Source organism: Bradyrhizobium oropedii, from assembly GCF_020889685.1.
GTDB lineage: Bacteria > Pseudomonadota > Alphaproteobacteria > Rhizobiales > Xanthobacteraceae > Bradyrhizobium > Bradyrhizobium oropedii.
Window position 1 is genome coordinate 66,500 of sequence record NZ_JACMYO010000007.1, and the last position, 23,340, is coordinate 89,839.

25 protein-coding genes and 1 pseudogene are annotated in these 23,340 nt (G+C 63.6%); 8 read left to right on the top strand and 18 right to left on the bottom strand.

The features are described from left to right. Positions 1–190: 190 nt before the first annotated feature. Complete coding sequence (locus H8A95_RS03975; RefSeq protein ID WP_229181975.1) at positions 191–679, top strand: YciE/YciF ferroxidase family protein; 489 nt, start codon at positions 191–193, stop codon at positions 677–679. 254 nt (positions 680–933) lie between these two features. Here the strand turns inward: H8A95_RS03975 and H8A95_RS03980 are convergent, their stop codons facing one another. From H8A95_RS03980 to H8A95_RS03995, 4 genes are all read right to left on the bottom strand, one after another. Beyond that, positions 934–1,077: a hypothetical protein gene (locus H8A95_RS03980; RefSeq protein ID WP_229181977.1), complete on the bottom strand. Its 144-nt coding sequence runs from the start codon at positions 1,075–1,077 to the stop codon at positions 934–936. Between the two features lie 165 nt (positions 1,078–1,242). After that, on the bottom strand, positions 1,243–1,443 hold the full coding sequence (locus tag H8A95_RS03985; protein ID WP_229181979.1) for a hypothetical protein: 201 nt from the start codon (positions 1,441–1,443) through the stop codon (positions 1,243–1,245). Positions 1,444–2,631: 1,188 nt separating this feature from the next. Beyond that, positions 2,632–3,393, bottom strand: a complete 762-nt coding sequence (locus H8A95_RS03990; protein WP_229181980.1) for a Crp/Fnr family transcriptional regulator — start codon at positions 3,391–3,393, stop codon at positions 2,632–2,634. 198 nt (positions 3,394–3,591) lie between these two features. After that, complete coding sequence (locus H8A95_RS03995; protein WP_229181982.1) at positions 3,592–3,954, bottom strand: PRC-barrel domain-containing protein; 363 nt, start codon at positions 3,952–3,954, stop codon at positions 3,592–3,594. 413 nt (positions 3,955–4,367) lie between these two features. On the opposite strand from H8A95_RS03995, the gene H8A95_RS04000 reads away from it, so the two are divergent. The 3 genes from H8A95_RS04000 (at position 4,368) to H8A95_RS04010 (ending at position 5,093) form a co-directional block, all read left to right on the top strand. Beyond that, on the top strand, positions 4,368–4,559 hold the full coding sequence (locus tag H8A95_RS04000; protein ID WP_229181984.1) for a hypothetical protein: 192 nt from the start codon (positions 4,368–4,370) through the stop codon (positions 4,557–4,559). Between the two features lie 37 nt (positions 4,560–4,596). Continuing rightward, complete coding sequence (locus tag H8A95_RS04005; protein WP_229181985.1) at positions 4,597–4,812, top strand: hypothetical protein; 216 nt, start codon at positions 4,597–4,599, stop codon at positions 4,810–4,812. A gap of 62 nt (positions 4,813–4,874) precedes the next feature. Next, positions 4,875–5,093: a hypothetical protein gene (locus H8A95_RS04010; protein WP_229181987.1), complete on the top strand. Its 219-nt coding sequence runs from the start codon at positions 4,875–4,877 to the stop codon at positions 5,091–5,093. 160 nt (positions 5,094–5,253) lie between these two features. Here H8A95_RS04010 and H8A95_RS04015 read toward each other — a convergent pair whose 3' ends face one another. The 3 genes from H8A95_RS04015 to H8A95_RS04025 all read right to left on the bottom strand — a co-directional run bounded on the left by H8A95_RS04015 (position 5,254) and on the right by H8A95_RS04025 (position 7,739). Beyond that, the gene (locus tag H8A95_RS04015) at positions 5,254–6,078 is read right to left on the bottom strand and encodes an IS5 family transposase (RefSeq protein ID WP_229181989.1); all 825 of its coding nucleotides are present in this window, start codon (positions 6,076–6,078) and stop codon (positions 5,254–5,256) included. 81 nt (positions 6,079–6,159) lie between these two features. Further along, positions 6,160–7,074, bottom strand: a complete 915-nt coding sequence (locus tag H8A95_RS04020) for a DUF6537 domain-containing protein (RefSeq protein WP_229181990.1) — start codon at positions 7,072–7,074, stop codon at positions 6,160–6,162. Beyond that, the gene (locus tag H8A95_RS04025; RefSeq protein WP_163160621.1) at positions 7,071–7,739 is read right to left on the bottom strand and encodes a Crp/Fnr family transcriptional regulator; all 669 of its coding nucleotides are present in this window, start codon (positions 7,737–7,739) and stop codon (positions 7,071–7,073) included. The genes H8A95_RS04020 and H8A95_RS04025 overlap by 4 nt, the downstream gene beginning before the upstream one ends. 337 nt (positions 7,740–8,076) lie before the next feature. Here H8A95_RS04025 and H8A95_RS04030 point away from each other — a divergent pair, with 337 nt between their 5' ends. Beyond that, positions 8,077–9,189 carry a cyclic nucleotide-gated ion channel gene (locus H8A95_RS04030; RefSeq protein ID WP_229181992.1) on the top strand — a complete coding sequence of 371 codons (1,113 nt, stop codon included), beginning with the start codon at positions 8,077–8,079 and terminating at the stop codon, positions 9,187–9,189. An 11-nt stretch (positions 9,190–9,200) separates the two neighbouring features. Then, on the top strand, positions 9,201–9,986 hold the full coding sequence (locus tag H8A95_RS04035) for an enoyl-CoA hydratase/isomerase family protein (RefSeq protein WP_229182023.1): 786 nt from the start codon (positions 9,201–9,203) through the stop codon (positions 9,984–9,986). 285 nt (positions 9,987–10,271) lie between these two features. Here H8A95_RS04035 and H8A95_RS04040 read toward each other — a convergent pair. Both H8A95_RS04040 and H8A95_RS04045 read right to left on the bottom strand, forming a co-directional pair. Then, a pseudogene (locus H8A95_RS04040) lies at positions 10,272–10,593 on the bottom strand (DUF6157 family protein). Positions 10,594–10,605: 12 nt separating this feature from the next. Further along, positions 10,606–11,259 carry a glutathione S-transferase family protein gene (locus tag H8A95_RS04045; protein WP_229181994.1) on the bottom strand — a complete coding sequence of 218 codons (654 nt, stop codon included), beginning with the start codon at positions 11,257–11,259 and terminating at the stop codon, positions 10,606–10,608. Positions 11,260–11,340: 81 nt separating this feature from the next. Between H8A95_RS04045 and H8A95_RS04050 the strand changes: the two genes are divergently transcribed. Next, positions 11,341–12,345, top strand: a complete 1,005-nt coding sequence (locus tag H8A95_RS04050; RefSeq protein ID WP_229181996.1) for a helix-turn-helix transcriptional regulator — start codon at positions 11,341–11,343, stop codon at positions 12,343–12,345. Here H8A95_RS04050 and H8A95_RS04055 read toward each other — a convergent pair. From H8A95_RS04055 to H8A95_RS04095, 9 genes are all read right to left on the bottom strand, one after another. Then, positions 12,342–12,752: a hypothetical protein gene (locus tag H8A95_RS04055; RefSeq protein WP_229181998.1), complete on the bottom strand. Its 411-nt coding sequence runs from the start codon at positions 12,750–12,752 to the stop codon at positions 12,342–12,344. The two genes, H8A95_RS04050 and H8A95_RS04055, sit on opposite strands and share 4 nt — an antisense overlap. A gap of 78 nt (positions 12,753–12,830) precedes the next feature. Beyond that, positions 12,831–13,544 (bottom strand): nitroreductase, encoded by a 714-nt coding sequence (locus tag H8A95_RS04060; RefSeq protein WP_229182000.1) that lies wholly within the window; start codon positions 13,542–13,544, stop codon positions 12,831–12,833. A 2-nt stretch (positions 13,545–13,546) separates the two neighbouring features. Next, positions 13,547–14,791 carry an acyl-CoA dehydrogenase gene (locus tag H8A95_RS04065; protein ID WP_229182002.1) on the bottom strand — a complete coding sequence of 415 codons (1,245 nt, stop codon included), beginning with the start codon at positions 14,789–14,791 and terminating at the stop codon, positions 13,547–13,549. 26 nt (positions 14,792–14,817) lie between these two features. Next, positions 14,818–16,065, bottom strand: a complete 1,248-nt coding sequence (locus H8A95_RS04070; RefSeq protein WP_229182004.1) for an acyl-CoA dehydrogenase — start codon at positions 16,063–16,065, stop codon at positions 14,818–14,820. Between the two features lie 116 nt (positions 16,066–16,181). Continuing rightward, positions 16,182–17,309: an acyl-CoA dehydrogenase family protein gene (locus H8A95_RS04075; RefSeq protein ID WP_229182006.1), complete on the bottom strand. Its 1,128-nt coding sequence runs from the start codon at positions 17,307–17,309 to the stop codon at positions 16,182–16,184. A gap of 164 nt (positions 17,310–17,473) precedes the next feature. Beyond that, positions 17,474–19,339, bottom strand: a complete 1,866-nt coding sequence (locus H8A95_RS04080) for an AMP-binding protein (RefSeq protein ID WP_229182008.1) — start codon at positions 19,337–19,339, stop codon at positions 17,474–17,476. Between the two features lie 41 nt (positions 19,340–19,380). Next, positions 19,381–20,187: an enoyl-CoA hydratase/isomerase family protein gene (locus H8A95_RS04085; protein ID WP_229182011.1), complete on the bottom strand. Its 807-nt coding sequence runs from the start codon at positions 20,185–20,187 to the stop codon at positions 19,381–19,383. Between the two features lie 200 nt (positions 20,188–20,387). Continuing rightward, entirely contained in the window at positions 20,388–21,146 is a 759-nt protein-coding gene (locus H8A95_RS04090; protein WP_066513200.1) for an SDR family NAD(P)-dependent oxidoreductase, read from the bottom strand. Positions 21,147–21,191: 45 nt separating this feature from the next. Then, positions 21,192–21,914: a TetR family transcriptional regulator gene (locus tag H8A95_RS04095; RefSeq protein WP_420839328.1), complete on the bottom strand. Its 723-nt coding sequence runs from the start codon at positions 21,912–21,914 to the stop codon at positions 21,192–21,194. A gap of 118 nt (positions 21,915–22,032) precedes the next feature. Here H8A95_RS04095 and H8A95_RS04100 point away from each other — a divergent pair, with 118 nt between their 5' ends. After that, on the top strand, positions 22,033–23,205 hold the full coding sequence (locus H8A95_RS04100) for an acetyl-CoA C-acetyltransferase (RefSeq protein ID WP_163155486.1): 1,173 nt from the start codon (positions 22,033–22,035) through the stop codon (positions 23,203–23,205). The last annotated feature ends 135 nt before the right edge of the window (positions 23,206–23,340 follow it).

Here is a 23,340-nt window from a genome sequence, read left to right on the forward strand (position 1 = left end):
CGCAAGGCCGGCGATGCTGATTCGCTATGTTACAAAGTGCACTTAACGGTCGCGCGGCACGATCTTCTGCCGCGCAAGGGCGGAAGCGATCGGCTCGTTCCGGCGGGCCGCATCGGTCAGAATAGGAAACGGCGATCAGAGTCGTATGTTGGAGGGGTTGATCTGCACCCGTATTTCCAAGGAGCCGACCATGGCAGAAAAAGACCTCAGTGCCCTCTTCCTCGATACGCTCAAGGACATCTATTACGCCGAGAAGCAAATCTACAAATCGCTGCCAAAGATGGCCAAGGCGGCTGCGTCGGACAAGCTCCGCGCGGCGTTCGAGAAGCATCACGACGAGACCGAAGGCCAGATCGAACGCCTCGAAAAGATTTTCGAGACCCTTGGCAAGCCTGCGCGCGGCAAGAAGTGCGATGCCATCGAAGGCATCCTCGACGAGGGCAAGGAGATCATGGAAGAGTACGCGGACGCGCCCGCGCTGGACGCGGGTCTGCTTGCTGCCGCCCAGGCGGTCGAGCATTATGAGATTTCGCGGTATGGCACACTCAAAGCCTGGGCCGACAAGCTCAAGATGCCGGATGCCGTCAAACTGCTCGATCAGACCTTGAACGAAGAAAAGAAGACCGACGAGACGCTGAGTTCGATCGCGGTGTCCGCGGTGAACGCCGAAGCAGCCTGAGGGCAGGAGCGATCCAGTTGAAGCTGCCGCTCGCCCTGACAGATTGACGCAGGCGTGCAAGAGCCACTTGAAAATTTCAGCCCGGCTCCTCGATCGGCTTCGAGGTGTCGGGCTGTTCAATCTCCTGATCCGTATCACTTAAGAATATTGCACTCGCGCCCGCCCCGCAGATGCAGCCATTTGGATCGAGGCAAGGTGCGGATGGTTCTCACAGACCCATCCCGGACCGCGGCAGATCGGGCAGTCGGAATTGATCAGGTCTCGTCGGGGCTGAACCGATCGCGAACCATCTGGTCGGTGATCTTGTCTTTTCGTCTGTCCCGATAGTGACAGTTCAGCGTGGCATAGATCAAAGCCACAAGGAGGACAAACGACCCGGCAAAGAACCCGATTTGCATTTCGGCCTCCGATGAAGAGCGCGCGGGCCCTGCTCCAGAGATCGCAGGTATGCCGCGCGCAGTTTGGCGATCGTCCAATCACCGAAATGGAAACGTCCGGCGCGCTGGGACTGTTCCTAAAGCGGAACGTCTGGGTCCGGGGTCGATTGAAGCGACATGCCGTGATCACTTCGGCGACTGCAAGCCGGGCGAGCTGATCCACTCATCGATGTGAGCGGCCGCGTTTGCCTGACGGGCTCGTTTGATCAGATTGTCGCGTTCGACCCCGGCAGGCATGTTGCTCGCCCGCTTCAGGTTTTCGGCCGCGAACTCCGCGAGCCTTTGTTGTAGGGTTTCGGTCTGCTTGAAACGACGCCGCGTTTGCATGGCGCTGCTCCCTGCTTGGGTTGAGCGGGAGCGATGCGGCTCTCATCACCGGTATGTGCCAGGGGCCGTGCGGTGACGAAATATCTGAGTACGATATCAAACGTCGTTCGATAACACAGGTTATGTCCTGGAAGATTCTTTCCGCCGGCAATTTCAGCGGCTGTCTTGATTGGGACACAAGCGGACAGGAATTGGGAGGCGCCGCCTGGAACGAAGCGGAACATGGAGAGTCGACTCGGAGCTCCCGACCTTAGCCCCCAAGCCCATCGGGAGTAGCGACCCTCGGCGCCGTGAAACCTCCGGTGCCGGGGTCGCTGGTTCGCCCGATTCAGGCGGGGAATCCGGTGCTGTCCGCATTTAAGCCCCCGTCTCCCAAGTTGAATTTGAGGGTGTCCCAGTTCGGATTAAGCGAATAGCAACCGATGCTTAGCCGCCGTTGTTCTCGGTAGGACTACCTGGAAGCTCAGCAAAATGTTCTAGCCCCATAACTTCCTGTGGATCGCGATCTGTTCCTATTTATTCAGATCGCGAACATTTACTGGAACAATCGGCTTGGCAGCGAGTTCTGTTTCGGGCCCCCAGCCAGACAGGTAGCCCCCCGACTGCTGGAGGAAAACCCGCCTCCGGGACGGGTTGGCGGCCCCCTGTTTGGGGCCGTTTAAATTTCCAAAGCAAAGCGCCAAGGCGTTCGTACTGGGTGCCATCTATCTGTTCTACGAACGCTCTGAGGATTTGAAGCTTACCTTTTCAACGCAGCAGCAGACGCCCCCCAACAAGGCCGAGTAGCACCGGAGTAAAAAACGGCCCCAGCTAGTGAGCACTAGCTGAGACCAAAGGTCCTGTTCGTCCATCAGGTTGGTGGGTGATCCATCACCCCATCAGGAGCCAGCTCACGCTGGCGACGAGAGCGATTAACGACGCTCCGGCAAAGCAGATGAAGCTGTAATCCACTGCGTCCCAGTGATCCGGTATGAACATGGCAGCAGCCTTCTCGGGTGGACCGCATTCACCTATGTAAGTCACGGCGGGGGGTCCTAGTTCCCATCTGCAAGTGTCCTAGCTAGGACAGCACCGGGAATCCGGTGTGCCGTCTGGTTAGGGCACTCGCGGGCAGTCCGTTGGGACGCGCCCGACCCTGCCTGCACCGCCGAGGACAACGCGTTGCGCCTCCCCCGAATGACGCGCCGATCACCCCGCCACCGCATCCGGCGACACCGGGACGGCATCGAGCTGCCGTCCCTCGTGATCCATGTGCAGGTAGTTCGGGTTGAACAGGGCTGCACGCATCAGCCGGTCGAGCTTGGGCACCGCCAGGGTCTTTCCCTTGAGCACGATCAGGCCGTCGGCGCGCAGCTCCTGTAAGGTTCGGTTGACGTGCACCTTCGAGAGCCCGGTGGCGTCGGCGAGGTCGCCCTGGGTCAGCGGGAAGTCACAGCTGTCGCCCTGGGTCAGGCCGGCGAGACGCAGGCGAAGCCAGATCTCGCAGAGCAGATGGGCCATCCGCTCCAGCGCCGTGCGCTGGCCGAGGCTCATGGTCCATTCGCGCTGGATCGCCGCATTGACCAGGGTCTCCCACCAGAACGCGGTCACGATACGCGGATGTCCGGCTGCGACCTTGTCGAAGAATTCGCGCGAGAGGTCGGCGATCGACACTGCGGTGATGGTGCCGATCGAATGATCCATCTCGCGCAGGATGAAGACATTCACGTCGCAAATGTCACCGGGCAGAAAGAACGACACCACCTGACGCCTTCCGTCCTCGAGTTGCTTGTAGCGACAGGCCCAGCCGGACAGGATCAGGTGGACATCCTTCGGCTTCTCGCCTTCACGGACGATATCGACGCGCGGGCCAAAATGCCGGACGCGCTCGGTCGACGCGCGATTGAGAATGACATGGTCTACCGGCGAAAGCCGTACAAACTGCTCCAGCTTCCGGACTAGCGACGCCAACGACATTGATCTCCCCGCCTGTTTAATCGGGTAACTGCCGGGCCGTTTTCAATAACGTATGTTACATTGCACCGCTCTTGACGTCTGTTCACTAGTGTACAGACGCCGGACGACGTAACGGGTACGTCTTCAAGCGCCGGACAACTCAGCTACCCGGGCGGTCGCCCGTGAAGCGCGATGCCTTGTGGATTTCGCCGCTCAAACGAGCGGCACGCCGTAATAGTCGTTTACCGCGCGTGTGGTGCCGATATCGGCCCAATTCCAGTCCCGCTCGCTGCCGTATTTCGGCGCGCCGCGCAGCTGGCTCTCGGTCACACCGGTGACATAGCCGCCTAGCCTGGTGTCGTATTTGAGCGATTGCCAGGGCAGCGGATAATGGTCGTTGCCGAGCCCGAGGATGCCGCCAAAGCCGAGCACGGCATAGGATACCCGTCCGCTTTTCTTGTCGATCATCACCCGCTCGATCGTACCGATCTTGCGCTCGTCCGATCCATAGACCGCAGTACCCTCGACCTTGTCGCTGCCGATCAGGTTTCCGATCTCCTTCTCGTCCATCGCCATATCAGTTCTCCATCGATCTCCGAGGTCCAACGATGGCGTAGGGTCATCGTTCCTGCCGCATTGCCGCAGTTGCTGCACAGCGAAAACGCCGGTCAATTTCGGATCCCGCGTCATTTGGCGCGTTCCATTTTCGCGGGCAGGTCTTCGGAGCGGTTTGAGCGCGCGACTCGGCCGGGTGCGCCAGCGCCCTCTCTCCAAGGATATGCGGGCCCCGGCGATCAATTCGCCGAGGCCCGTCACCGGAGTGGTTCACTGCCTTTCGGGGAGCAAGGCAGCGAACGCGCGGGTTTTACGTATGGCGCCGGAGATCGTTCCTGCGGTCCTGACGACGATTTCGTTCAACCCGATGTCATGGGTTAACGACGACGTTTCGGGAACATGCCTAATATCGCTGGTTCCAGCTCGGAGGCAGCATGATCAAGAAGAAGCGCAACAGGTCACGGCCTCCCGGATCGTTCGAGGATCGCCTGCAAAAATTCGCCGAAGATTCCCGCATTGCAGCACGCAAGCTACCGCCGGGACGGGAACGCGAAACGTTGATGAAGAAAGCGAGACAGAGCGAGGCCGTGATGGAGATCAGCGAGTCGCTGACGTTCCGCAAATAGCCGCGCGCCTCAAGAGAGTTGCGATGGGAGAGCTGCGATGATCGAGGAACGATTTGATTCAGGTACGCTCGCTGCCATGAACTTTGCGCTCGACCGCGTCTGCGCCGGCGCGCTTCACGGCGAGGAACATGACACCCGCAGGCGCGTTGCCCGATACATCATCAAATGCGCCAGGAGCGGCAGGACGACGCTTTCCGAGCTCACCGAAGCCGGACAGCAGGCGTTGGCCAAGGTCACCGCTGCGGTGGGATAATCAGCGCAACCTGCCGTGCTGCAACCTGCCCGTCTCTTGGCCCGCAGCAAAGGCAGCTATGCATGCGCATTGCAATCAGCATCGGCCTGCTGGTGCTTCTCGCCGCCGTCGGTGCCTACGCCTATCAAGGGCTCACTGTAGACGCTCCGGTGCCGGCCTATGGCATCGTCCTGTTCACGATCGGAATTGCGCTCCTGATCGTGGTCGGCGTCGGCCTGATGGGCCTCTTGTTCTATTCCAGCCGCCACGGCTACGACGAGCCGCCGCACATCAAGCAGTAGGCTTCGCGGAAAGCCAACCGTTGCACGCGTGCCCCGTCACCCTGAGGAGCGCGTCTTCGCGCGTCTCGAAGGGTCGACGGCCACCAGTCGGGCCGCGCATCCTTCGAGGCTCGCAAGTGCTCGCTCCTCAGAGTCTGACTCAAAATAGGTCCTTGAGATCTCAGGCTCTGGCCAGTCGACGGGACAGCAGGCGGATGCTTGCGATATGAACCCATGCCTCGGCGCTGGCGATGGTTGCCTCGAAGTCTTTGGCAAGCCGTCGATTGCGGCCGAACCAGGCAAACGTACGCTCGACGACCCAACGTCGAGGTTCGGCTTTGAACGTTCCAACGCTCTGCGAGCGGGTGACGATTTCAATCGTCCATGGACCCAGATCTGCGATGGCATCGAGCAGCTTTGGACCACGATAGACGCGATCGGCGAAGATGTGGCGCAGGCTGGGGAACAGGCGGCCAATGATCCGCAGCAGCGGGACTGCGCCGTGATTGTCTTGAAGGTTGGCGGGATGCACCTGCACAGCCAGCAAGGACCCCTCGGTATCGGTGACGATATGACGCTTGCGCCCCTTGACCCGCTTGGCCATGTCAAAGCCGCTCGGACCGCCATTTTCCGCGGTCTTCACACTCTGGCTGTCGATAATCCCTGCCGTTGGAGTGGAGTTGCGTCCTTGCCGTTCTCGCATGCGCCGGACCAGAGCGTCATTGATCTTGCGCCACACACCAGACCCGCGCCAATTGTAAAAATAATACTGAACCGTCGAACATGGCGGGAAGTCTTTCGGCAGCGCCCGCCACTGGCAGCCGCTGGCTCCAATGTAGAGGATTGCGTTCATGATCATGCGCAGATTGATCTCGCGCGGACGGCCGCGCCGACATCGCGCAGGCATCAACGGCTCGATCAATTTCCACTCCGCATCCGTCGTGTCGCTTGCATAACGAAGTCCGTCGCGCCGATATTGTTCTCGGGTGATTTCGGTCCAACACATGTTGTGCTCCCTCGAGTCTTCGCAAACACGAAGGAATCACAACGGGCTGAAATCACTCAACTTTCTTTTTCGGTCAGGCTCTCAGGATGACGGTGATGGATTTGCCGGCGCCCGCGCGCGAATCTCGGCGATCTTGCGCTTCAGCGCGGCCTGCCGCGGATCGGGCATGATGGCATCGCGGGCCTCGGTGATGGCATCGGCAAGATCGGGAAGCGCAAGCACGCCATCGAAGGTCGGCTTGACCAGCCCGTCGATGATCACATGCCAGTCCGCGATGCCCTGTCGATAGGGATCGCCGTAGCCCTGGATCATGGTCGCGGTCTCTACGACAGCTGAGGCTGCGCCCGGCTGCTTGGTCAAGCTGCGGTCGATCATGTGCAGCCAGCGCTCGACCCAGGCACGCTCCTTGGCATAGCGCCCCGAGAACAGCCTCCAGCGCTTCAGGCCGGCCTCGATCCTGAGCCGGCGAACGCTGAAGCGGTTGTTGGCGCTGAAGCGGATCGAGACCCGGCGACGGCGCCAGCCGAACTGATCGAGCACGCCAAGCACCGGATCGGCGACCATCGCCGGCAGGGCATCGATCAACTCGTCGAGGCGAAGCTTCTTGACGTCGTCGACCGAGCGCGCCGCGAGGCCACCCGCCGCATGGACTTCGCCGAGCTTGAGCTGGGCGATGCGGATCGCGTCCTCATAGGCCATGCGCTCGGCCATCAGCCGCGCGATCTCGGCAAGCAGCGCATCGTCAACGCCGCGGCGGCCGACGAAGCGCTTGAGCCGGTCGATATAGAGCTGGGCGTAGCTCGTGCTCTGATAGGCGATCAATAGATCGATGGCCTCGGTGACGGCCGGCCCCAGATGGTCCGGGCAGGCGTCAGGCAGCACCGGCGGCCCCTCGTCCTCGTCACCGATGATGTCGGCGAAGAGATAGCGAAGCGAAGCCAGCAGACTGTCGTCATCCGGCACTGCGGCGCCTCCAGAACTCGTCACCGGGCTCATGCAGGTTTCGGCTCCGCCACTTGTGGGGTGGCGTGCTGCGCGAGCCGTTGCTCGAGCGTCGCGATATTCTGGAACAGGCGGGCGCTGGACAGACGCAGGAAGTAGAAGCCGAACGCCGGGTTCTGGACGTAAAGCTGCTCGACCTGGTCATAGGTCACCGACAGCACCATGCCGGTCTCGACGCACTCCAGCGTCTGGGTTCGCGTGTTCGACGGCGACAGCATTCCGAACTCGCCGACCAGGGCGCCGACCGGCAGCTCGATGCCTGACTCGACCAGGCGGAAGCGGCCACTGACGATGTAGAACATGCTGTCGGCCTTCTCGTCCTTGTAGAACAGGACTTCACCCGCCTTGAATTTGCGCTCCGTCGTGAACGGCCTCAGCCAATCCATCGACAGATCGCTATTGACAGATCTCTTCACGTTGCGGACCAGCTGCAGCATCTGGTGCAGACGATAGGTGTTCACCGGCAGCAGCACGGCATGCAGGATCAGCGTCGCGTAATTGTGGGTCGGGACCGCGGTCGCGATCAGGATGATGTTGGTCAGGATGGCGAAGACGCGGAGCGGGATCATGGTGCGCATCGACAGCGTGGCGACCACGAAGATCGATGCGAAGAAACTGCCGGCCGCGCCGGCGTGCTGCGCGAGATGTGAGGTATCCATCGGAAACCAGCCAATTCTCAAGAAGTGAATAAGATCGCCTTATTAGTCGCTTCATTCCTGACCGGGTTGCCTGCCCGCGCCGCATAGCTATCGCGTCGCCCAGCATCCCTGATATACGGGAAAAAGCGACGATTTGTCTGATTTCTCACATTCGCGGGCGCAAAATCGGGCCAACAAGGTTAGGCCATTCGTCCAACATATCGGACTTTCGCCGCGATCATGCCGCAGCAAGCCTGCGCGTTGACGGCCTCAACCGGGAGAGGCACGTTGTGACGCATGCCCCGCCATTCGCAGGGCCTCGATTCCAGCAGTTCAGCGACAGGCAAGCTCCGTTCCGATGTCCAAGCCGCTCGTCCTTCCGGCCTTGACGCGCTTCGTTTCCGCCACCGCCGGCCGCAACATGACCACGGCAGCCTATGTCGCGGTCACCGTCGGTGTCGCGATGATGGCGCTGCTGACGGTGGCGCCGGCCTATGACGCGGTGCCGCACTGGGTCGATGCGCTGCTGTGGGCCTGCCTTGCCTATTTCGTGTTCGAATGGCTGGTGCGGGTGCGGCATATGCGGCGGCAGGACAAGTTCTGGTTCTACCAGCTGTCCAGCGCCGGCATCGTCGATGCGATCGGCGCGCTGGCCGTGCCGCTGGCGCTGCTCGCCGGCCTCGAGCCGAAGACCGCATGGCTGCTCGGCGTGCTCTGGGTGCTGAAGGTGGTGCCGGGCATCCCCGGCCTGCGCCAGCTCCGGCGCGTGCTGGTGGTGGAGTCCGGCCCGCTGCTCAGCGTGCTCGTGATCTTCCTGATGGTGGTGTTTCTGGCCTCCGTCGCCGAATATTTCCTGGAACGGGACGTCCAGCCGCAGACCTTCGGCAGCGTGCCGGCCGCGCTGTGGTGGGCGGTGGTGACGCTGACCACGACCGGCTATGGCGACGTGGTGCCGATCACCCCGCTCGGCCGCATCGTCGCCGCCATGGTGATGATCTCGGGCCTCGGCGTGTTCGGGCTGTGGACCGGTATTCTGGCGACCGGCTTTGCCGCCGAAACCCGCCGCGACAATTTTCTGAGAACCTGGGAGACCGTCAGCAAGGTGCCGTTCTTCGCGCATCTCGGCCCGGCCGCGATCGCCGACGTCACCCAGGTGCTGCGGACGATGGACCTGCCGCCGCGCACCATGATCATCCGCAAGGACACCAATGGCGACTGCATGTACTTCGTCGCCGCCGGCGAGGTGGAGGTCGACCTGCCCGGACGCAAGGTGAAGCTCGGCGAGGGCGCGTTCTTCGGCGAGATGGCGTTGCTTGGCAACGCCAAGCGGGGCGCCAGCGTCTCGACCAGCAAGGTCACCAAGCTGTTGGTGCTTGACCTGGTCGATTTCCGCCTGTTGATGGCAAGGCATCCCGATCTCGCCGAGACCATCGACGCCGAGGCGAAGCGGCGCGAACTCGAGAATCAATGATGGAGACCGATATGGCCGAGTTGGCCGACACTGCCAGCGGACCCGTGCTCGAAATATCAGGCGCACGCGCCACGATCCGCCTCAACCGGCCGAAGCACCTCAACCGCCTGCAGGCCGAGGACCTCGGCGAGCTCGTCAGACTGTTCGACCGGATCGAGGCCGATCCTGCGATCCGCGTGCTGGTGCTGACCGGAACCGGACGCGCGTTCTCGGCCGGCTACGACCTCAACTCGGTGGCCGAGCGCGCGGTGAGCGCCAACGAGCAGCAGAGCGCGGGCTCGGCGTTCGAGGTGGTGGTCAACCGCCTCGAGGATCTGAGCGTGCCGACGATCTGCCGGCTCAATGGCGGCGTCTATGGCGGCTCGACCGACCTCGCACTCGCCTGCGACTTCCGCATCGGCGTCGATACCGCGGAAATGTTCATGCCGGCGGCGCGGCTCGGCCTGCACTATTACAAGAGCGGCATCCAGCGCTACGTCACGAGGCTCGGCGTCGACAACGCCAAGATGCTGTTCCTGACCGCGCAGAAGATCTCGGCGCCGGAGATGCTGCGGATCGGCTACCTCACCGCGATGGTGTCGCTCGACCTGCTCGACGAGGAGGTCGACAGACTGGCAACGATCCTGGCCGGCAATGCGCCGAAGGCGATGGCCGGCATGAAGCGCGCGGTCAACGAATTCGCCCGCGGCGAACTGGACGAAGCCGCCGCCGACCAGCGCCACCGCGACAGCATGCGCGGCGACGAGATCAAGGAAGGCATCAAGGCGTTCGCGGAGAAGCGGGCACCGCGGTTTTAGGTCGACGGCCTGCGCTGCCAATACCGTCACCCTGAGGAGCGCGGAACGCGCGTCTCGAAGGGTCGGCGGCCCGGCTGGTGGCCGTGCATCCTTCGAGGCTCGCAAGAGCTCGCACCTCCAGCGACAAAGGCGAAGCCTTTGCGCGGGGATGACGGAACTAATGGTACGCTCGGCCTTTGCTACGTCATTGCGAGCGAAGCGAAGCAATCCATCCAACCGCATATGCGGACCGATGGATTGCTTCGTCGCTATCGCTCCTCGCAATGACGGTTGTAGCCACTCCCCTCACGCCCGCTTGCTCCGCATCGCGCGCGTCTGCTCGATCTCAGGGTCGCCGGCGAGTGCATGGTAGCGCTTGCTGTCGACGGCGTAGATCGCGATGCGGCCTTCGGCGTCGGCGTGAACGCCCCAGCCGAAGCGTTTTCCGAGCGGCGACGTCGTCGGACGTGTATTTGTAGGGCGCGCCGGCAAGCATGGCGTATTGCAGCGTGCCTACCGTCGGCTTGCCGCCATAGGGCCGCGGCTCTTCGCCGGCGCGCGCGGGGCAATCCTCCGCGACACGGACGAAGGTGTTGACGACGTTGGTGGTGTAGAGCTCCTTGACCATCCGTCGATCGTATCACACGCCGGCCGCCGCTGCATGCTGCGCCGCCATCTCGTCATCGGCCCTCGATATCCGTTCGAAGGCCGGGCGCGCGGTGATGCGTTCGACATAGCGGACGAACACGTCCCTTTTGGGCACGATGCCGAACATCATGGTCCAGGAGAGCGCAATGCCCCAGAGGATGTCGGCCGCCGTGATCTGCTCGCCGAGCAGATAGGGCCCCTTTGCGAGCTGTGCTTCCAGCGCGCCCAGCATGGTGTCGTAATCGGCATAGGGCGACTGCGTGATCGGCGCCGGGTCGCGCTTCATGAAATGGTCGATCACCGCCGGCTCGAACGACGAGCCGTAATAGGCGATCCAGCGCAGATACGGGCCGCGGCGCGGATCGTTCAGCGCCGGCGTCAGGCCGGCCTGCGGAAACAGGTCGGCGAGATAGATGAAGATCGCGACCTGCTCGGTCACCAGCGCGTCGCCATGGCGGATCACCGGCACCTTGCCGAGCGGATTGATGGCGAGATAGGCGGCCTTGCGCTGCTCGGCCGCCTTCATGTTAAGGATGTGCAGATCGTAGGGTGCGCCGAGCTCCTCCAGCAGCACCCGGGTGCCGGTGGCGCGGCTCTGCGGCGAGTAATACAGCGTGACACGGTCGGTGGGTGCAGCGGTGGTCATGGGCAGGTCTCCTTGCGCCGTCTGGGGCATGGCCTCCTTATCCGCCTATACCTGACATCTTGTGTCAGGTATGATCTGGCGATGCGCGCGAGCCGGCTGTTTTCCATCCTCACCACCCTGCAGGCACGGGGGCAGGTCACCGCGCCCGAATTGGCGGAAGCCAATGAGGTCTCGGTGCGCACGATCTATCGCGACATCGACGCGCTCGCCGCCGCCGGCGTCCCCGTCTATGCCGATCGCGGCGCCGAGGGCGGCTATCGCCTGCTCGACGGCTACCGCGTTCGGTTGAACGGGCTGTCGCAGGGCGAGGCCGAGGCGCTGTTCATGGCCGGCCTGCCCGGTCCCGCCGCCGCGCTCGGCCTCGACGCCGCGATGGTGGCGGCGCAAACCAAGCTGATGGCGGCCTTGCCGGAGAACCTGCGCCCGAACGCGAGAGGGATGCAGCAACGCTTCCATCTCGACGCACCCGGCTGGTTCGGCGAGACCGAGGAGCCGAAGCATCTGCGCGCCATTGCCGGCGCCGTGCTGCGCGAACATTTGATCCAGATCCGCTACCAGAGCTGGAAGGCGGAGAAGCGGCGGCGGGTGGCGCCGCTCGGCCTCGTGCTGAAGGGTGGCAGCTGGTATCTCGCCGGCCTCGTCGACGGCAGCGTGCGCAGCTACCGCGTCGCGCGGGTGCTGGACTGCACGGCGCTCGAGACGCCGTTCACGCGGCCGGCGGAGTTCGATCTCGCCGCCTATTGGCGCGCCTCGATCGAGCGGCTCGAGGCCGAACTGCATCCGAACGAGGCCACGGTGCGGCTGTCGCCGCTCGGGCTGAAGCTGTTCGATGCGCTGGCGCATCCTTACGTGAAGGCGCGGATGCGGCTCGCCGATAACACCGACGCCGACGGATGGCACGTCGCCACCATGCCGGTCGGCAAGACGGTGTGGCATGCCGCGACCGAGCTGCTGCGGCTCGGCGCCGAGGCCGAGGTGATCGCGCCCGACGAGCTGCGCGAGAAGATGACCGAACTCACCAGCGCGATGGCCGCACGCTATGTCGAGGCGCCGCCGCGCCGCGCGGTGGCGGGACGCAAGCGCTAGTAGCGGCTGTCGGAGCTGATGACGAAGCGGTCGAGAAAATTGACCGGCAGGATTTCGAACCGGTCCAGCGCGAGCGTAATCCCGGTCACGAAATCGATGCCCTTGATCGTGCCTTCAAGATCGATCCGCCGGCCGCGGCGCAGGCCGCGCGTTTCCGGATGTTGCTCGATGTCGATATAGGCATAGATCGGATTGTCGAGCCGCGAATGGCGGTGCCAGCCGCGTTGCAGGAAGCTGAATTGCAGCACTGAGCCCGCGCCCCAGTCGATCGCGTCGAAGAAGCGGGTCTTCCAGGCGACGGGCTGTCCGAGATAATGCGAAGCGATGAACGCGTCGCGCTCGAGCGCAGGCAGACGGTGCAACTGCCAGCTGATCTCAGCCGGCGTCAGGGAGGCGTTATTCGCCATTGTTGTTCAAGTCGTTCTTCTTGCCGTTTCTTCTTGTCCTCGGCGGGAGGGTGAACCGACCTTCCCGCCTTGAGGAAATTATACATCGACGAATGTGACAGTATTCGCCACAGTTGCGCGCGACGTGCGGTAGCTGTTCACCTTGTGCGCGTGATCCGCATAGCCGAACGAGATGCCGCAGACAACCCGGCGGTCATCGGGCAGGTTGAAGTGACGGCGGATCAGGCCGGAATGACGCGCGATCGCGGCCTGCGGGATGGTGCCGAGCCCGAGCGCCTGCGCTGCCAGCATGAAGTTCGAGACATAGCCGCCGCAATCGATCGCTCCATAGATTCCGAGCGGCTCGTTGGTGTGGATCACGGCAATGTGCGGCGCGCCAAAGAAATTGTAATTCTCCAGTGCCTGTTTGGCGTAGGCCGCCTTGTCGCCGCGCGCGATGCCGAGCGTGTTGTAGAGCTGGAAGCCGCTTTCGCGGCGGCGATCCAGATAGACGCCGACATATTCGCGCGGTGGCGTGAAGTCGTAATCATCGCCGAGGCCGCGCGAGGCCTCGGCATAGATCGCCTTGCGAAACCGCTCCTTGGCCTCACCGGAGACGATCAGGACTTCCCAGGGCTGGCTGTTGCACCAGGACGCGGTGCGCTGCGCGGTGGTGAGAATGTGCTCGATGGTGTCGCGCGGCACCTCGCGCGGCTGGAACGCGCGCACCGAATAGCGCTCGTTGAGCAATTCCTCGAGCGCGCCGATGCGGTCTTCGGTCGGGTAGCGCGCGCCGGGCGTTTTCGCATCCATGCTCAACGCCCCTTGGTCGGGATCTTGTTGTAGGGCACGTCCTTGTCGACGCGGATATCGCCCGGCAGACCCAGCACACGTTCGGCGATGATGTTGCGCAGGATCTCGTCGGTGCCGCCGGCGATGCGCATCGAAGGCGATGACAAGAGCATCTGCTGGAACTGGCCGTTGGCCTGCTCCTCGTCGGTGCCGGTGAGGCTGCCTGCCGCGCCCTCGAGATCCATCGCATAGGTCGCGATGTCCTGCAGCATCAGGCCGGAGACGAGCTTGCCGATGGAGTTTTCCGGACCGGGACGCTCACCCTTCGACAACGCCGAGATGGCGCGGTAGCTGGTGTATTTCAGCCCGCTCGCCTTCACCGCCCAGCTCGCAAGCTTGGAGCGCACCGCCGGATCATCGATCGCAAGACCGTCCTCCAGCATCAAATTGGAGCAGAACTCAAACATCTCGGGGACGCCGGTCGCAAGCCGCGAACCGATCGACATGCGCTCGTTCATCAGCGTGGTCAGCGACACGCTCCAGCCCTCGCCGACTGCGCCGAGCCGCTGGCTGTCCGGGATCACGACGTCGGTGAAATAGACCTCGTTGAACTCCTGCATGCCGTTGGCCTGCTTGATCGGCCTGACCTCGACGCCGGGGCTCTTCATGTCGAGGAAGAACATGGTGAGGCCCTTGTGCTTGGGCACATTCGGATCGGTGCGCGCGATCAACAGGCCGTAGTCGGAGTAATGCGCGCCAGAGGTCCAGATCTTCTGGCCGTTGACGACCCAGTTGTCGCCCTTCTTCTCGGCGCGGGTGCGCAGACCGGCAACGTCGGAGCCGGCCGAGGGCTCGGAGAACAGCTGGCACCAGATCTCTTCGCCCGAGGCGAGCTTCGGGAGATAGCGGCGCTTGGCGTCTTCGCTGCCCCAGGCCATCACGGTCGGGCCGCACATGCCCTCGCCGATCTGGAACGGCTGGGTCAATTTGCCGTAGACGCCTTCTTCCTGCTGCCAGATCACGCGCTCGATCGGGGTGGCGCCGCGGCCGCCATATTCCTTCGGCCAGTGCAGGCAGGCCCAGCCGCCTTCCGCCTTCTTCTTCTGCCAGGCCTTGCCGACCTCGACCATGTCGTGCTTGGCGAGTCGGATGCGGCCGAGCGAGGACTTCGAGAGCTCCTCCTCGAACTCCTTCGGCGCGTTGGCAGCGATCCATTTGCGGGCGACGGCGCGGAATTCGGCTTCCTGCGGCGTGTCATCGAAATTCATGGCGAACCTCTTTCAGTTGCGCGCGCTCAGGCGCGGCCCTTGGTCGGAATCTTGTTGAAGGGAACGTCCTTGTCGACCCTGATGTCGCCGGGCAGACCGAGTACGCGTTCGGCGATGATATTGCGCATGATCTCGTCGGTGCCGCCCTCGACGCGGGTGCCCGGCGCGCGCAGCAACATCGCCTGGAATTTGCCGGCGACTTCGGCATCCTCGGGTCCGCTCAAGGCGCCCGCGGCACCCTGCAGATCGAGCGCGTAGGTCGCGACGTCCTGGATCATCGAACCGGCGACCAGCTTGCCGATCGAGTTCTCCGGCCCCGGGCGTTCACCACGCGACAGCGCGGAGATCGCGCGCATGCTGGTGTATTTCAGCCCGCTCGCCTTCACCGCCCAGTCCGCAAGTTTGGAGCGCACCGCGCGGTTCTCGATCGCCGGGCCATCCTCCAGCATAAGGCTGTTGCAGAAGTCGAACAACTCGGGGAAGCCGGTGGCGACGCCGGCGCCGATCGACATCCGCTCGTTCATCAGCGTGGTCAGCGACACGTTCCAGCCGTCATTGACATTGCCGAGCCGCTGCGAGTCCGGAATCCGCACGTCGGTGAAATAGACCTCGTTGAAGTCGGAGGCGCCGTTCGCCTGCTTGATCGGCCTGACCTCAACGCCCGGGCTCTTCATGTCCAGGAAGAACATGGTGAGGCCCTTGTGCTTGGCGACATCAGGATCAGTGCGGGTCAGCAGGATGCCGTAGTCGGAATAATGCGCGCCCGAGGTCCAGATCTTCTGGCCGTTGATGACCCATTCGTCGCCGTTCTTCTCGGCGCGGGTGCGCAGGCCGGCGACGTCGGAGCCGCCGGCGGGCTCGGAGAACAGCTGGCACCAGATCTTCTCGCCGGAGGCGAGCGGCGGCAGATATTTGCGCTTCTGCTCCTCGCCGGCGAACGCCATCATGGTCGGGCCGCACATGCCGTGGCCGATGATGAACATCGAGCTGAGGCGGCCGAACGGCCCCTCCTCCTGCTGCCAGATCACGCGCTCGATCGGCGAGGCGCCGCGGCCGCCATAGTCCTTCGGCCAGTGCAAGCAGGCCCAGCCGGCATCGGCCTTCTTCTTCTGCCAGGCCTTGGCGACCTCGAGAATGTTGACGCCCTTGAGCGCAACGCGCCCAAGCGAAGCCTTGCGCAGCTCGTCCTCATATTGCCTGGGCGCATTGGCCGCGATCCAGGCTTTCGCCTCGGCGCGGAATGCGGCTTCCTGCGGGGTATCGTCGAAATTCATGGTCTGTCTCTTCTGTCATTCCGGGGCGATGCGGAGCATCGAACCCGGAATCTCGATTCCCAACCTCTGGATTCCGGGTTCGCGCTGCGCGCGCCCCGGAATGACGAATCGTGGAATTACGCCGCGTTCTTCTTGCGCATGCGGTCGATCAGCGCGTCTTCCCAATAGGACAGGCTGCCGAGACCAAGCGCAACGGCGTTGGCGCGGCGGTAGTACATGTGGCAGTCGAACTCCCAGGTGAAGCCCATGCCGCCATGGACCTGGATGTTGTTCTTGGCGCAGTGCTGGAACGCCTGCGTCGCGCTGATGCGCGCGGCGGCCGCGGCCTCCGGCAATTCGCCGGCATTGGTCGAGAGCGCCCAGGCGCCGTAGTAGCAATTCGAACGCGCCAGGGTCGCCGAGACATACATGTCGGCCAGCATGTGCTTGACCGCCTGGAACGAGCCGATCGGACGGCCGAATGCGATACGGTCGAGCGCATAGTCCCGGCCCATCTCCAGCGCGCGGTCGGCGCCGCCGACCTGCTCGAACGCCGTCAACACGGCGGCGCGATCCAGCACCTGGGTGATGACGCTCCAGCCCTCACCGGCCGCGCCGAGCGGCTCGGCCTTGGCGTCCTTGAAGGTGATCTCAGCCTGGCCGCGGGTGAGATCGATATTGGTCAGCGACTTGACCTCGACGCCACCGGCCTTGAGATCGACGATGAACAGGGAAATATCGGACTCGCGGCCGCTCGAACCGGTGCGCGCGGCGACAACAGCGAAATCGGCGATCGCACCGTCGGCAACCGGCTTCTTGACGCCGTTGAGCACGCCGCCATTGGCCGTGACCTTGATCGCCTTCGGCGACGGATTGCTTTTGCCCTCGAACAGCGCCAGCGTGCCGATGGCATCGCCGGAGGCGATCTTCGGCAGCCACTTCTGCTTCTGTGCGTCACTTCCTGCGATCAGGATCGCTTCGGCGGCGAGATAGACGGTGGAGGAGAACGGCACCGGCGCCAGCGCGCGGCCCATTTCCTCGGCGATCACGCAGAGCTCGAGATGACCGGCACCCGCGCCGCCGAACTGTTCCGGGATCGCCACTCCAAGGAAGCCCATCTCGGCGAGGCCTTTCCATAGCGCCTTGTCGTAGGGCGCCTTGCCGTCGAGCACCTCGCGCACGGCCTTCGGCGGGCACTGTTCGGTGAGGAACTTCCGCGCCTCGTCGCGCATCTGCTTCTGTTCGTCGGAGAAATCGAAATTCATGGCGTTTTCCTTTTTCGTTCTTGTCGTTTCAATTAGCCGTCATTCCGGGGCGCGCGAAGCGCGAGCCCGGAATCCATCGATCAACGGATTATGCGGCTTGATGGATTCCGGGCCTGCGCCTTGCGGCGCATCCCGGAATGACGAGAGGAGAGAGTTTGGCTTCATCACAGCACGATCACATCGTCGCCGGGCCTGCCGGCATAGAGCTTCTCCACCAGCGCGGCGCGGCGTTCGAGGCCGGCGCGCTGGTTGATGTAGCCCTTGTCGGTGAGCTCGTTGCCGTCGATCGACGGCGGCTCGACCATCAGCATCGCACGCGCAATGCGCATGCTGCTGCCGGTGTTGGATGCGTTGTGCGCCTGCAAACCATTCTTGAGACACGCGACCACCTCGGGATGCCGGATCACATCCTCGTAGCTCGCATCCGCATTGCCGACGAGTTGGCGGCAGGCGTGCAGGTTCGGCCAGCACAGCAGGCCGATGAACTCGCGATCCTGCCCCGCGACCAGCGCGTCATGCACGACCGGCGTCGCGGCAGCGATCGCATCGGTGCGCAGCGAGCCGACATGGACGAAGGTGCCGGTGGTCAGCTTGAAATCCTCGACCACGCGGCCGGCGAAGATGATGCCCTTCAGCGGATCCTCGGCATCCACGAACACGCCGGCATCGCCGATGCAGTAGAAGCCTTCCTCGTCGAACATCTTCGCCGTGAGGTCCGGCTGGCCGAAATAGCCGGGCGTGACGTTGACCCCGCGCAGCCGCAATTCGTATTTCGAGCCGCACGGCACCATCTTCAGCTCGACACCGGGGAACGGCAGGCCGATCAGGCCGACGCGCTCGGTGTCCCAGTAGGTGCCGGTCGAGGTCGGCGCGGTCTCGGTCGAACCCCAGCCGGTGTAGAACACGATGCGCTCGCCCGTGGTCTTCACCGCAAGCGCCTGCATGCGGTCATAGAGATCGTCGGGCAGCCGGGCGCCGCCATAGGCCATGATCGAGAGGTTCTTGAAGAAGCTCTGGCACAACGCCTGGTCCTTCTCCATCGCAGCCGCGAGCGCCGCATAGCCGGCCGGCACGTTGGCGTAATAGGTCGGCGACACCTCGCGCAGGTTCCTGATGGTTTCCTCGAGCTGGCCCGGCATAGGCCGGCCGTCGTCGATGTAGAGCGTGCCGCCGTCGACCAGCACCGGATTGAACGCGGCGTTGCCGCCCATGGTGTGATTCCACGGCATCCAGTCGAGCACGGTCGGGATCGGGCCAGCGGTTTCACGCGGGCGCACCTGCATCATCATCGCCGCGTTGGCGCACATCATCTCCTGGGTGTTGATGACGGCTTTGGGCATGCCGGTCGAGCCCGAGGTGAACAGCAGCTTGCCTGTGGTGTCGGGCGTGATCTTCGCGATCGACGCGCCGACATCAGCCGTGACCTTCGTTGCCGCGAGCTCGGCAAAGGCCATGCTCTTGATGCCTTCACAGGGACGCAGGACGTGGACCACCGTGATGCCGGAGAGATCGATCGCCTTCAGTGCCTTCTCGAAGGCAGGTCCATCCTGCACCATCACGACGGCGGGCTTGATCAGGTTGAACAGATATTTGAGCTTGAGATGATCCTGGCTCATCAAGGAATAGGCCGGCGACACCGGCGCAGCCGGCAACCGCGCCTGCATCGCGGCCTGCGTTATCAGCGCGTGCTCGATCGAATTGCCGGACAGGATCGCAACGGGCCGGCCGTCGGTCACGCCGAGATCGAGCAGGCCTTGCGTCAGCGCATCGACGGTGCGCTTGGCTTCACCATAGGAGACCTTGCGCCACTGCCGGTCGGGGCCGCCGCGTTGCGCGAGCCAGATGCGCTCCGGCGCCCGCACCGCCCATTTGGCGAGATAGGCCGGAATATGCGTCTCGTAGGCCTGGAGCGGAATCCGCGACTTCAGGACGATGGTGCCGTCGGCGCGCCGCTCGACCGCGATGTCACGTGCGAGCCAATCCACCTTACGGAAGGCGGGTTGCGTCAGCATCGCCGCGTCTCCATCCATTTTGCGTCTCCCGGAATTCTTGTCCTTTTGAGGATCTGTTCTCAGCGCCTGATATAGACAGGCTTTCGTTTCTCGAGAAAGGCCTTGATGCCTTCCTGGAAATCTTCGGAGCGGCTACACAGCACCTGATTGCGATCTTCCATCGCAATCACGGCTTCGATCGAGCCGGCATCGACGCTCATGTTGATGCATTCTTTCGAGAGGCGGAGCCCGACCGGCGAGGCCGTCATCATCGCATCGACGTAAGGGTTGGCAGCAGCTTCGAGATCGGCGGCCTCGACCACCTCGGACACCAGGCCGACGGCAAGCGCGCGGTCGGCATAAATGAAACGTCCGGTGAGGATCAATTCGGAAGCCACCGACACCCCGACGAGGCGCGGCAGGAAATAGCTGGTGCCGATGTCGCAGCCCCCCAAGCCGAGCTTGATGAAGGCACAATTCATCCGCGCGTTCTTCGCCGCGATGCGGATGTCGGCGGCGAGCGCCAGCGCAAAGCCGCCGCCGGCGGCCGCCCCTTGCACCAGCGCGATGATCGGCTGCGGACAGCGCCGCATCAGCATCACGATGTCGGCGATGCGCCGCTGCGAGTCCAGCGACTCCGTGACGCCGGGCGGCTCGGTCTGCCCGCCGCGGCGGGCCATCGCGTGCTTGAGATCGAGCCCGGCGCAGAAATTCGCACCGGCCCCCTTCAGCACCACGACCCGGGTGTCGCGATTACGCTGCAAGCTTTGGAAATAGACGTTGAGCGCATCGATCATCGTGGGATCGAGCGCGTTGAGGCTTTCCGGGCGATTGAGCGTGACCCAATCTGTTCCGTCATGATGTTCGATCAGCAGCGGATTTGTCACATCTTGCTCCCGCCCGTTCAGCGAACACGATGCTCGTTGCTGCGCCCTCTCCCCTTGTGGGAGAGGGCATGTTCGCTGTCAGCTTTGCATTCGATTGGGTGAGGGGTCTCTCTCCGCGGAGAGAACCCCTCATCCGTCGCGGACTGCGTCCGCGCCACCTTCTCCCACAGGGGGAGAAGGGAAGAAGAGCGGCGCTCGCGCTAGCGCGGGGCCATGCGGATGGCGCCGTCGAGGCGGATGGTTTCGCCGTTGAGCATCGGGTTCTCGACGATGTGGACCGCGAGGTTGCCGTACTCCGAAGCGTCGCCGAGGCGGGCCGGATGCGGCACCTGGGCGCCGAGGCTCTTGCGGGCTTCTTCGTTGAGGCCCATCAGCAGCGGCGTCAGGAACAGACCCGGTGCGATGGTATTGACGCGGATCTTCAGGCTGGCGAGGTCGCGCGCGGCCGGCAGCGTTAGGCCGACGACGCCGCCCTTCGAGGCGGAATAGGCGATCTGGCCGATCTGGCCTTCATAGGCCGCGACCGACGCGGTGTTGATCGCGACGCCGCGTTCCTCGCCGATCGGGGCTTCGGTCGCCAGCCGCTCGGCGAACAGGCGCAGCACGTTGAAGGTGCCGATCAGATTGACGTTGATGATGCGGACGAACTTCGCCAGCGGATAGACGCCGTCCTTGCCGACGATGCGCTGCGAGCCGCCGATGCCGGCGCAGTTCATCAGCACGCGAGCGATACCGTGCGCGGCCTCGGCCTTGGCGATCGCCGCCTTGATCGCTTCCTCGTCGGTGACGTCGGCATGCAGGGCAACGCCCTTCACTTCGGCGGCGACCTTCTCGGCGTTTTCCTTGTTCTGGTCGATCACGCCGATCTTGGCGCCCTTGGCGGCCATGGCGCGCGCGGTTGCGGCACCGAGGCCGGAGCCACCGCCGGTGATGAGAACGGCAACGTCTTTCAACTGCATGGGAACAACCTTTCCTTGAGCGTTTCTTCTCTAGACTTGAACTTGTTATCCGGCGGCGACCGCTGCCGTTTCCTTATCGGGATTGAGCACGCCGCCGAAGATCAAGGCTTCCATGTGCTTGATGTATTCGCGGCAGACCTCGTCGGTGACCGGACCGACGCCGACCGCGCGCGACATCGCGTGGCGGCCGAAGAACAGGTGATCGCAGGCGCCGATCAGGCTGGTGTAGAACAGCACCGGATCGATCTTGCGGAATTCGCCGGCCTTGATGCCCTCCGCGAGCAGGCGACGATGAAAATCCAGCAGCGGCGCGACGAAGAATTTCGACACCTCGTTGGCCGCGGCAGGCGAACTCTCGTGCAGGAGATAATGAATCAGCCGGTTCATATAGGGGAACTGGTGATAGGCGCGGATGATGCCGCCGATATGCAGGCGCAGTTTCGCGGACGGCGTGATCGGCTGGCCGATGAGATATTCGAGCTGCGAGATCTCGGTGGCGGCGTCGCGCGCCAACAGCGCCAGCAACAGCCCGTCCTTGTTACCGAAATGATATTTCACCAGCGCGGCGTTGACGCCCGACTTCTGCGCGATGTCGGACAGCGAGACCTCGATCGAGGCGCGCTCGATCATCAGCTCGCTGGCTGCCACCAATAGCTTGTCGGCAGTGGCATTTTTGCCGGCCTGAAGTTTCGTCGGTACGCTGGTATTCAACTGCGCTCTGGTCCCGCTCTCTGGGTCTGGGCTCGACGGTAAATCGAGGCCGCACATAAGCCCATGGCGGGGCTGCACTCAAGAGTTAATTGATTGATTGACTAAATGCTGAGCCGCCCCTTAGATCCGGCCCAACTCACAAGCCGCCCAATCCGGAACATCAGGGAGATCAGACATGGCCGAGGCATATATCGTGGCCGCCGCTCGTACCGCGGGCGGCCGCAAGGGAGGGCGTCTCGCCGGCTGGCATCCGGCCGATCTGGCCGCCACCGTGCTCGATGCACTGGTCGATCGCACCGGTGTCGACCCCGCGCAGGTCGAGGACGTGATCATGGGCTGCGTGATGCAGGCCGGCGAGCAATCCACCAACATCGCGCGCAACGCAGTGATGGCCTCGAAACTGCCGGAGAGCGTGCCCGCCACCTCGATCGACCGCCAGTGCGGCTCCTCGCAGCAGGCGCTGCATTTCGCCGCGCAGGCCGTGATGTCCGGCACCATGGACTGCGTGATCGCGGCCGGCGTGGAATCGATGACCCGTGTACCGATGGGCCTCGCCTCCTCGCTGCCGGCCAAGAACGGCTTCGGCCACTACAAGAGCCCCGGCATCGAGGCGAAGTATCCCAACATCGTCTTCAGCCAGTTCACCGGCGCGGAGATGATGGCCGAGAAGTACGGCCTGTCGAAGGATGAGCTCGACGAATATTCCTACAACAGCCATCAGCGCGCGATCGCGGCAACGCAAGCCGGCCACTTCAAGGACGAGATCGTGCCGGTGAAGATCACCCGCGCCGACGGCTCGACCGACACCCACCACATCGACGAAGGCATCCGCTTCGACGCCAGCCTCGACGGCATCAAGGGCGTCAAGCTGATCGCCGAGAACGGCAAGCTGACCGCGGCCAGCGCCAGCCAGATCTGCGACGGCGCCTCCGGCGTCATGGTCGTCAACGAGAAGGGCCTCAAGGCGCTCGGCGTCAAGCCGCTGGCGCGCATCCATCACCTCACCATGATGGGCGGCGATCCCGTGATCATGCTGGAAGCGCCGCTGCCGGCAACCCAGCGCGCGCTGCAGAAGGCCGGCATGACCATCGACGACATCGACCTGTTCGAGGTCAACGAGGCGTTCGCCTCGGTGCCGACCGCGTGGCTGAAGACCACGGGCGCCGATCCGGCCCGGCTCAACGTCAACGGCGGCGCGATCGCGCTCGGCCATCCGCTCGGCGGAAGCGGCACCAAGCTGATGACGACGCTGCTGCATGCTCTGAAGCAGCGCAACAAGCGCTACGGCCTCCAAACCATGTGCGAAGGCGGCGGCATGGCCAACGTCACGATTGTCGAACGTCTGTAACGTCGCGAGAAACGAGGCACGCAGCCTCCACACAACAGATGTCGTCCCCGCGAACGCGGGGACCCATAACCACAGATGCCCGTGGTTAGGCCCGGCTGGGGCCACAACCCAGTCCAACAACAAAAATCGGTGGTT

Excerpts from the sequence above, each read along its gene's own strand:
- H8A95_RS04100 (WP_163155486.1), top strand. The coding sequence starts at position 22,033 with ATGGCCGAGGCATATATCGTGGCCGCCGCTCGTACCGCGGGCGGCCGC.
- H8A95_RS04030 (WP_229181992.1), top strand. The coding sequence starts at position 8,077 with ATGTCCAAGCCGCTCGTCCTTCCGGCCTTGACGCGCTTCGTTTCCGCC.
- H8A95_RS04025 (WP_163160621.1), bottom strand. The coding sequence starts at position 7,739 with ATGGATACCTCACATCTCGCGCAGCACGCCGGCGCGGCCGGCAGTTTC.
- H8A95_RS04095 (WP_420839328.1), bottom strand. The coding sequence starts at position 21,914 with ATGTGCGGCCTCGATTTACCGTCGAGCCCAGACCCAGAGAGCGGGACC.
- H8A95_RS03995 (WP_229181982.1), bottom strand. The coding sequence starts at position 3,954 with ATGGCGATGGACGAGAAGGAGATCGGAAACCTGATCGGCAGCGACAAG.
- H8A95_RS04065 (WP_229182002.1), bottom strand. The coding sequence starts at position 14,791 with ATGAATTTCGATGACACGCCGCAGGAAGCCGAATTCCGCGCCGTCGCC.
- H8A95_RS04020 (WP_229181990.1), bottom strand. The coding sequence starts at position 7,074 with ATGAGCCCGGTGACGAGTTCTGGAGGCGCCGCAGTGCCGGATGACGAC.
- H8A95_RS04075 (WP_229182006.1), bottom strand. The coding sequence starts at position 17,309 with ATGAATTTCGATTTCTCCGACGAACAGAAGCAGATGCGCGACGAGGCG.
- H8A95_RS04070 (WP_229182004.1), bottom strand. The coding sequence starts at position 16,065 with ATGAATTTCGACGATACCCCGCAGGAAGCCGCATTCCGCGCCGAGGCG.
- H8A95_RS04035 (WP_229182023.1), top strand. The coding sequence starts at position 9,201 with ATGGCCGAGTTGGCCGACACTGCCAGCGGACCCGTGCTCGAAATATCA.
- H8A95_RS04060 (WP_229182000.1), bottom strand. The coding sequence starts at position 13,544 with ATGGATGCGAAAACGCCCGGCGCGCGCTACCCGACCGAAGACCGCATC.
- H8A95_RS04015 (WP_229181989.1), bottom strand. The coding sequence starts at position 6,078 with ATGTGTTGGACCGAAATCACCCGAGAACAATATCGGCGCGACGGACTT.
- H8A95_RS04000 (WP_229181984.1), top strand. The coding sequence starts at position 4,368 with ATGATCAAGAAGAAGCGCAACAGGTCACGGCCTCCCGGATCGTTCGAG.
- H8A95_RS04045 (WP_229181994.1), bottom strand. The coding sequence starts at position 11,259 with ATGACCACCGCTGCACCCACCGACCGTGTCACGCTGTATTACTCGCCG.
- H8A95_RS04010 (WP_229181987.1), top strand. The coding sequence starts at position 4,875 with ATGCGCATTGCAATCAGCATCGGCCTGCTGGTGCTTCTCGCCGCCGTC.
- H8A95_RS03975 (WP_229181975.1), top strand. The coding sequence starts at position 191 with ATGGCAGAAAAAGACCTCAGTGCCCTCTTCCTCGATACGCTCAAGGAC.
- H8A95_RS04050 (WP_229181996.1), top strand. The coding sequence starts at position 11,341 with ATGCGCGCGAGCCGGCTGTTTTCCATCCTCACCACCCTGCAGGCACGG.
- H8A95_RS04055 (WP_229181998.1), bottom strand. The coding sequence starts at position 12,752 with ATGGCGAATAACGCCTCCCTGACGCCGGCTGAGATCAGCTGGCAGTTG.
- H8A95_RS04005 (WP_229181985.1), top strand. The coding sequence starts at position 4,597 with ATGATCGAGGAACGATTTGATTCAGGTACGCTCGCTGCCATGAACTTT.
- H8A95_RS03980 (WP_229181977.1), bottom strand. The coding sequence starts at position 1,077 with ATGCAAATCGGGTTCTTTGCCGGGTCGTTTGTCCTCCTTGTGGCTTTG.
- H8A95_RS03985 (WP_229181979.1), bottom strand. The coding sequence starts at position 1,443 with ATGCAAACGCGGCGTCGTTTCAAGCAGACCGAAACCCTACAACAAAGG.
- H8A95_RS04090 (WP_066513200.1), bottom strand. The coding sequence starts at position 21,146 with ATGCAGTTGAAAGACGTTGCCGTTCTCATCACCGGCGGTGGCTCCGGC.
- H8A95_RS04080 (WP_229182008.1), bottom strand. The coding sequence starts at position 19,339 with ATGGATGGAGACGCGGCGATGCTGACGCAACCCGCCTTCCGTAAGGTG.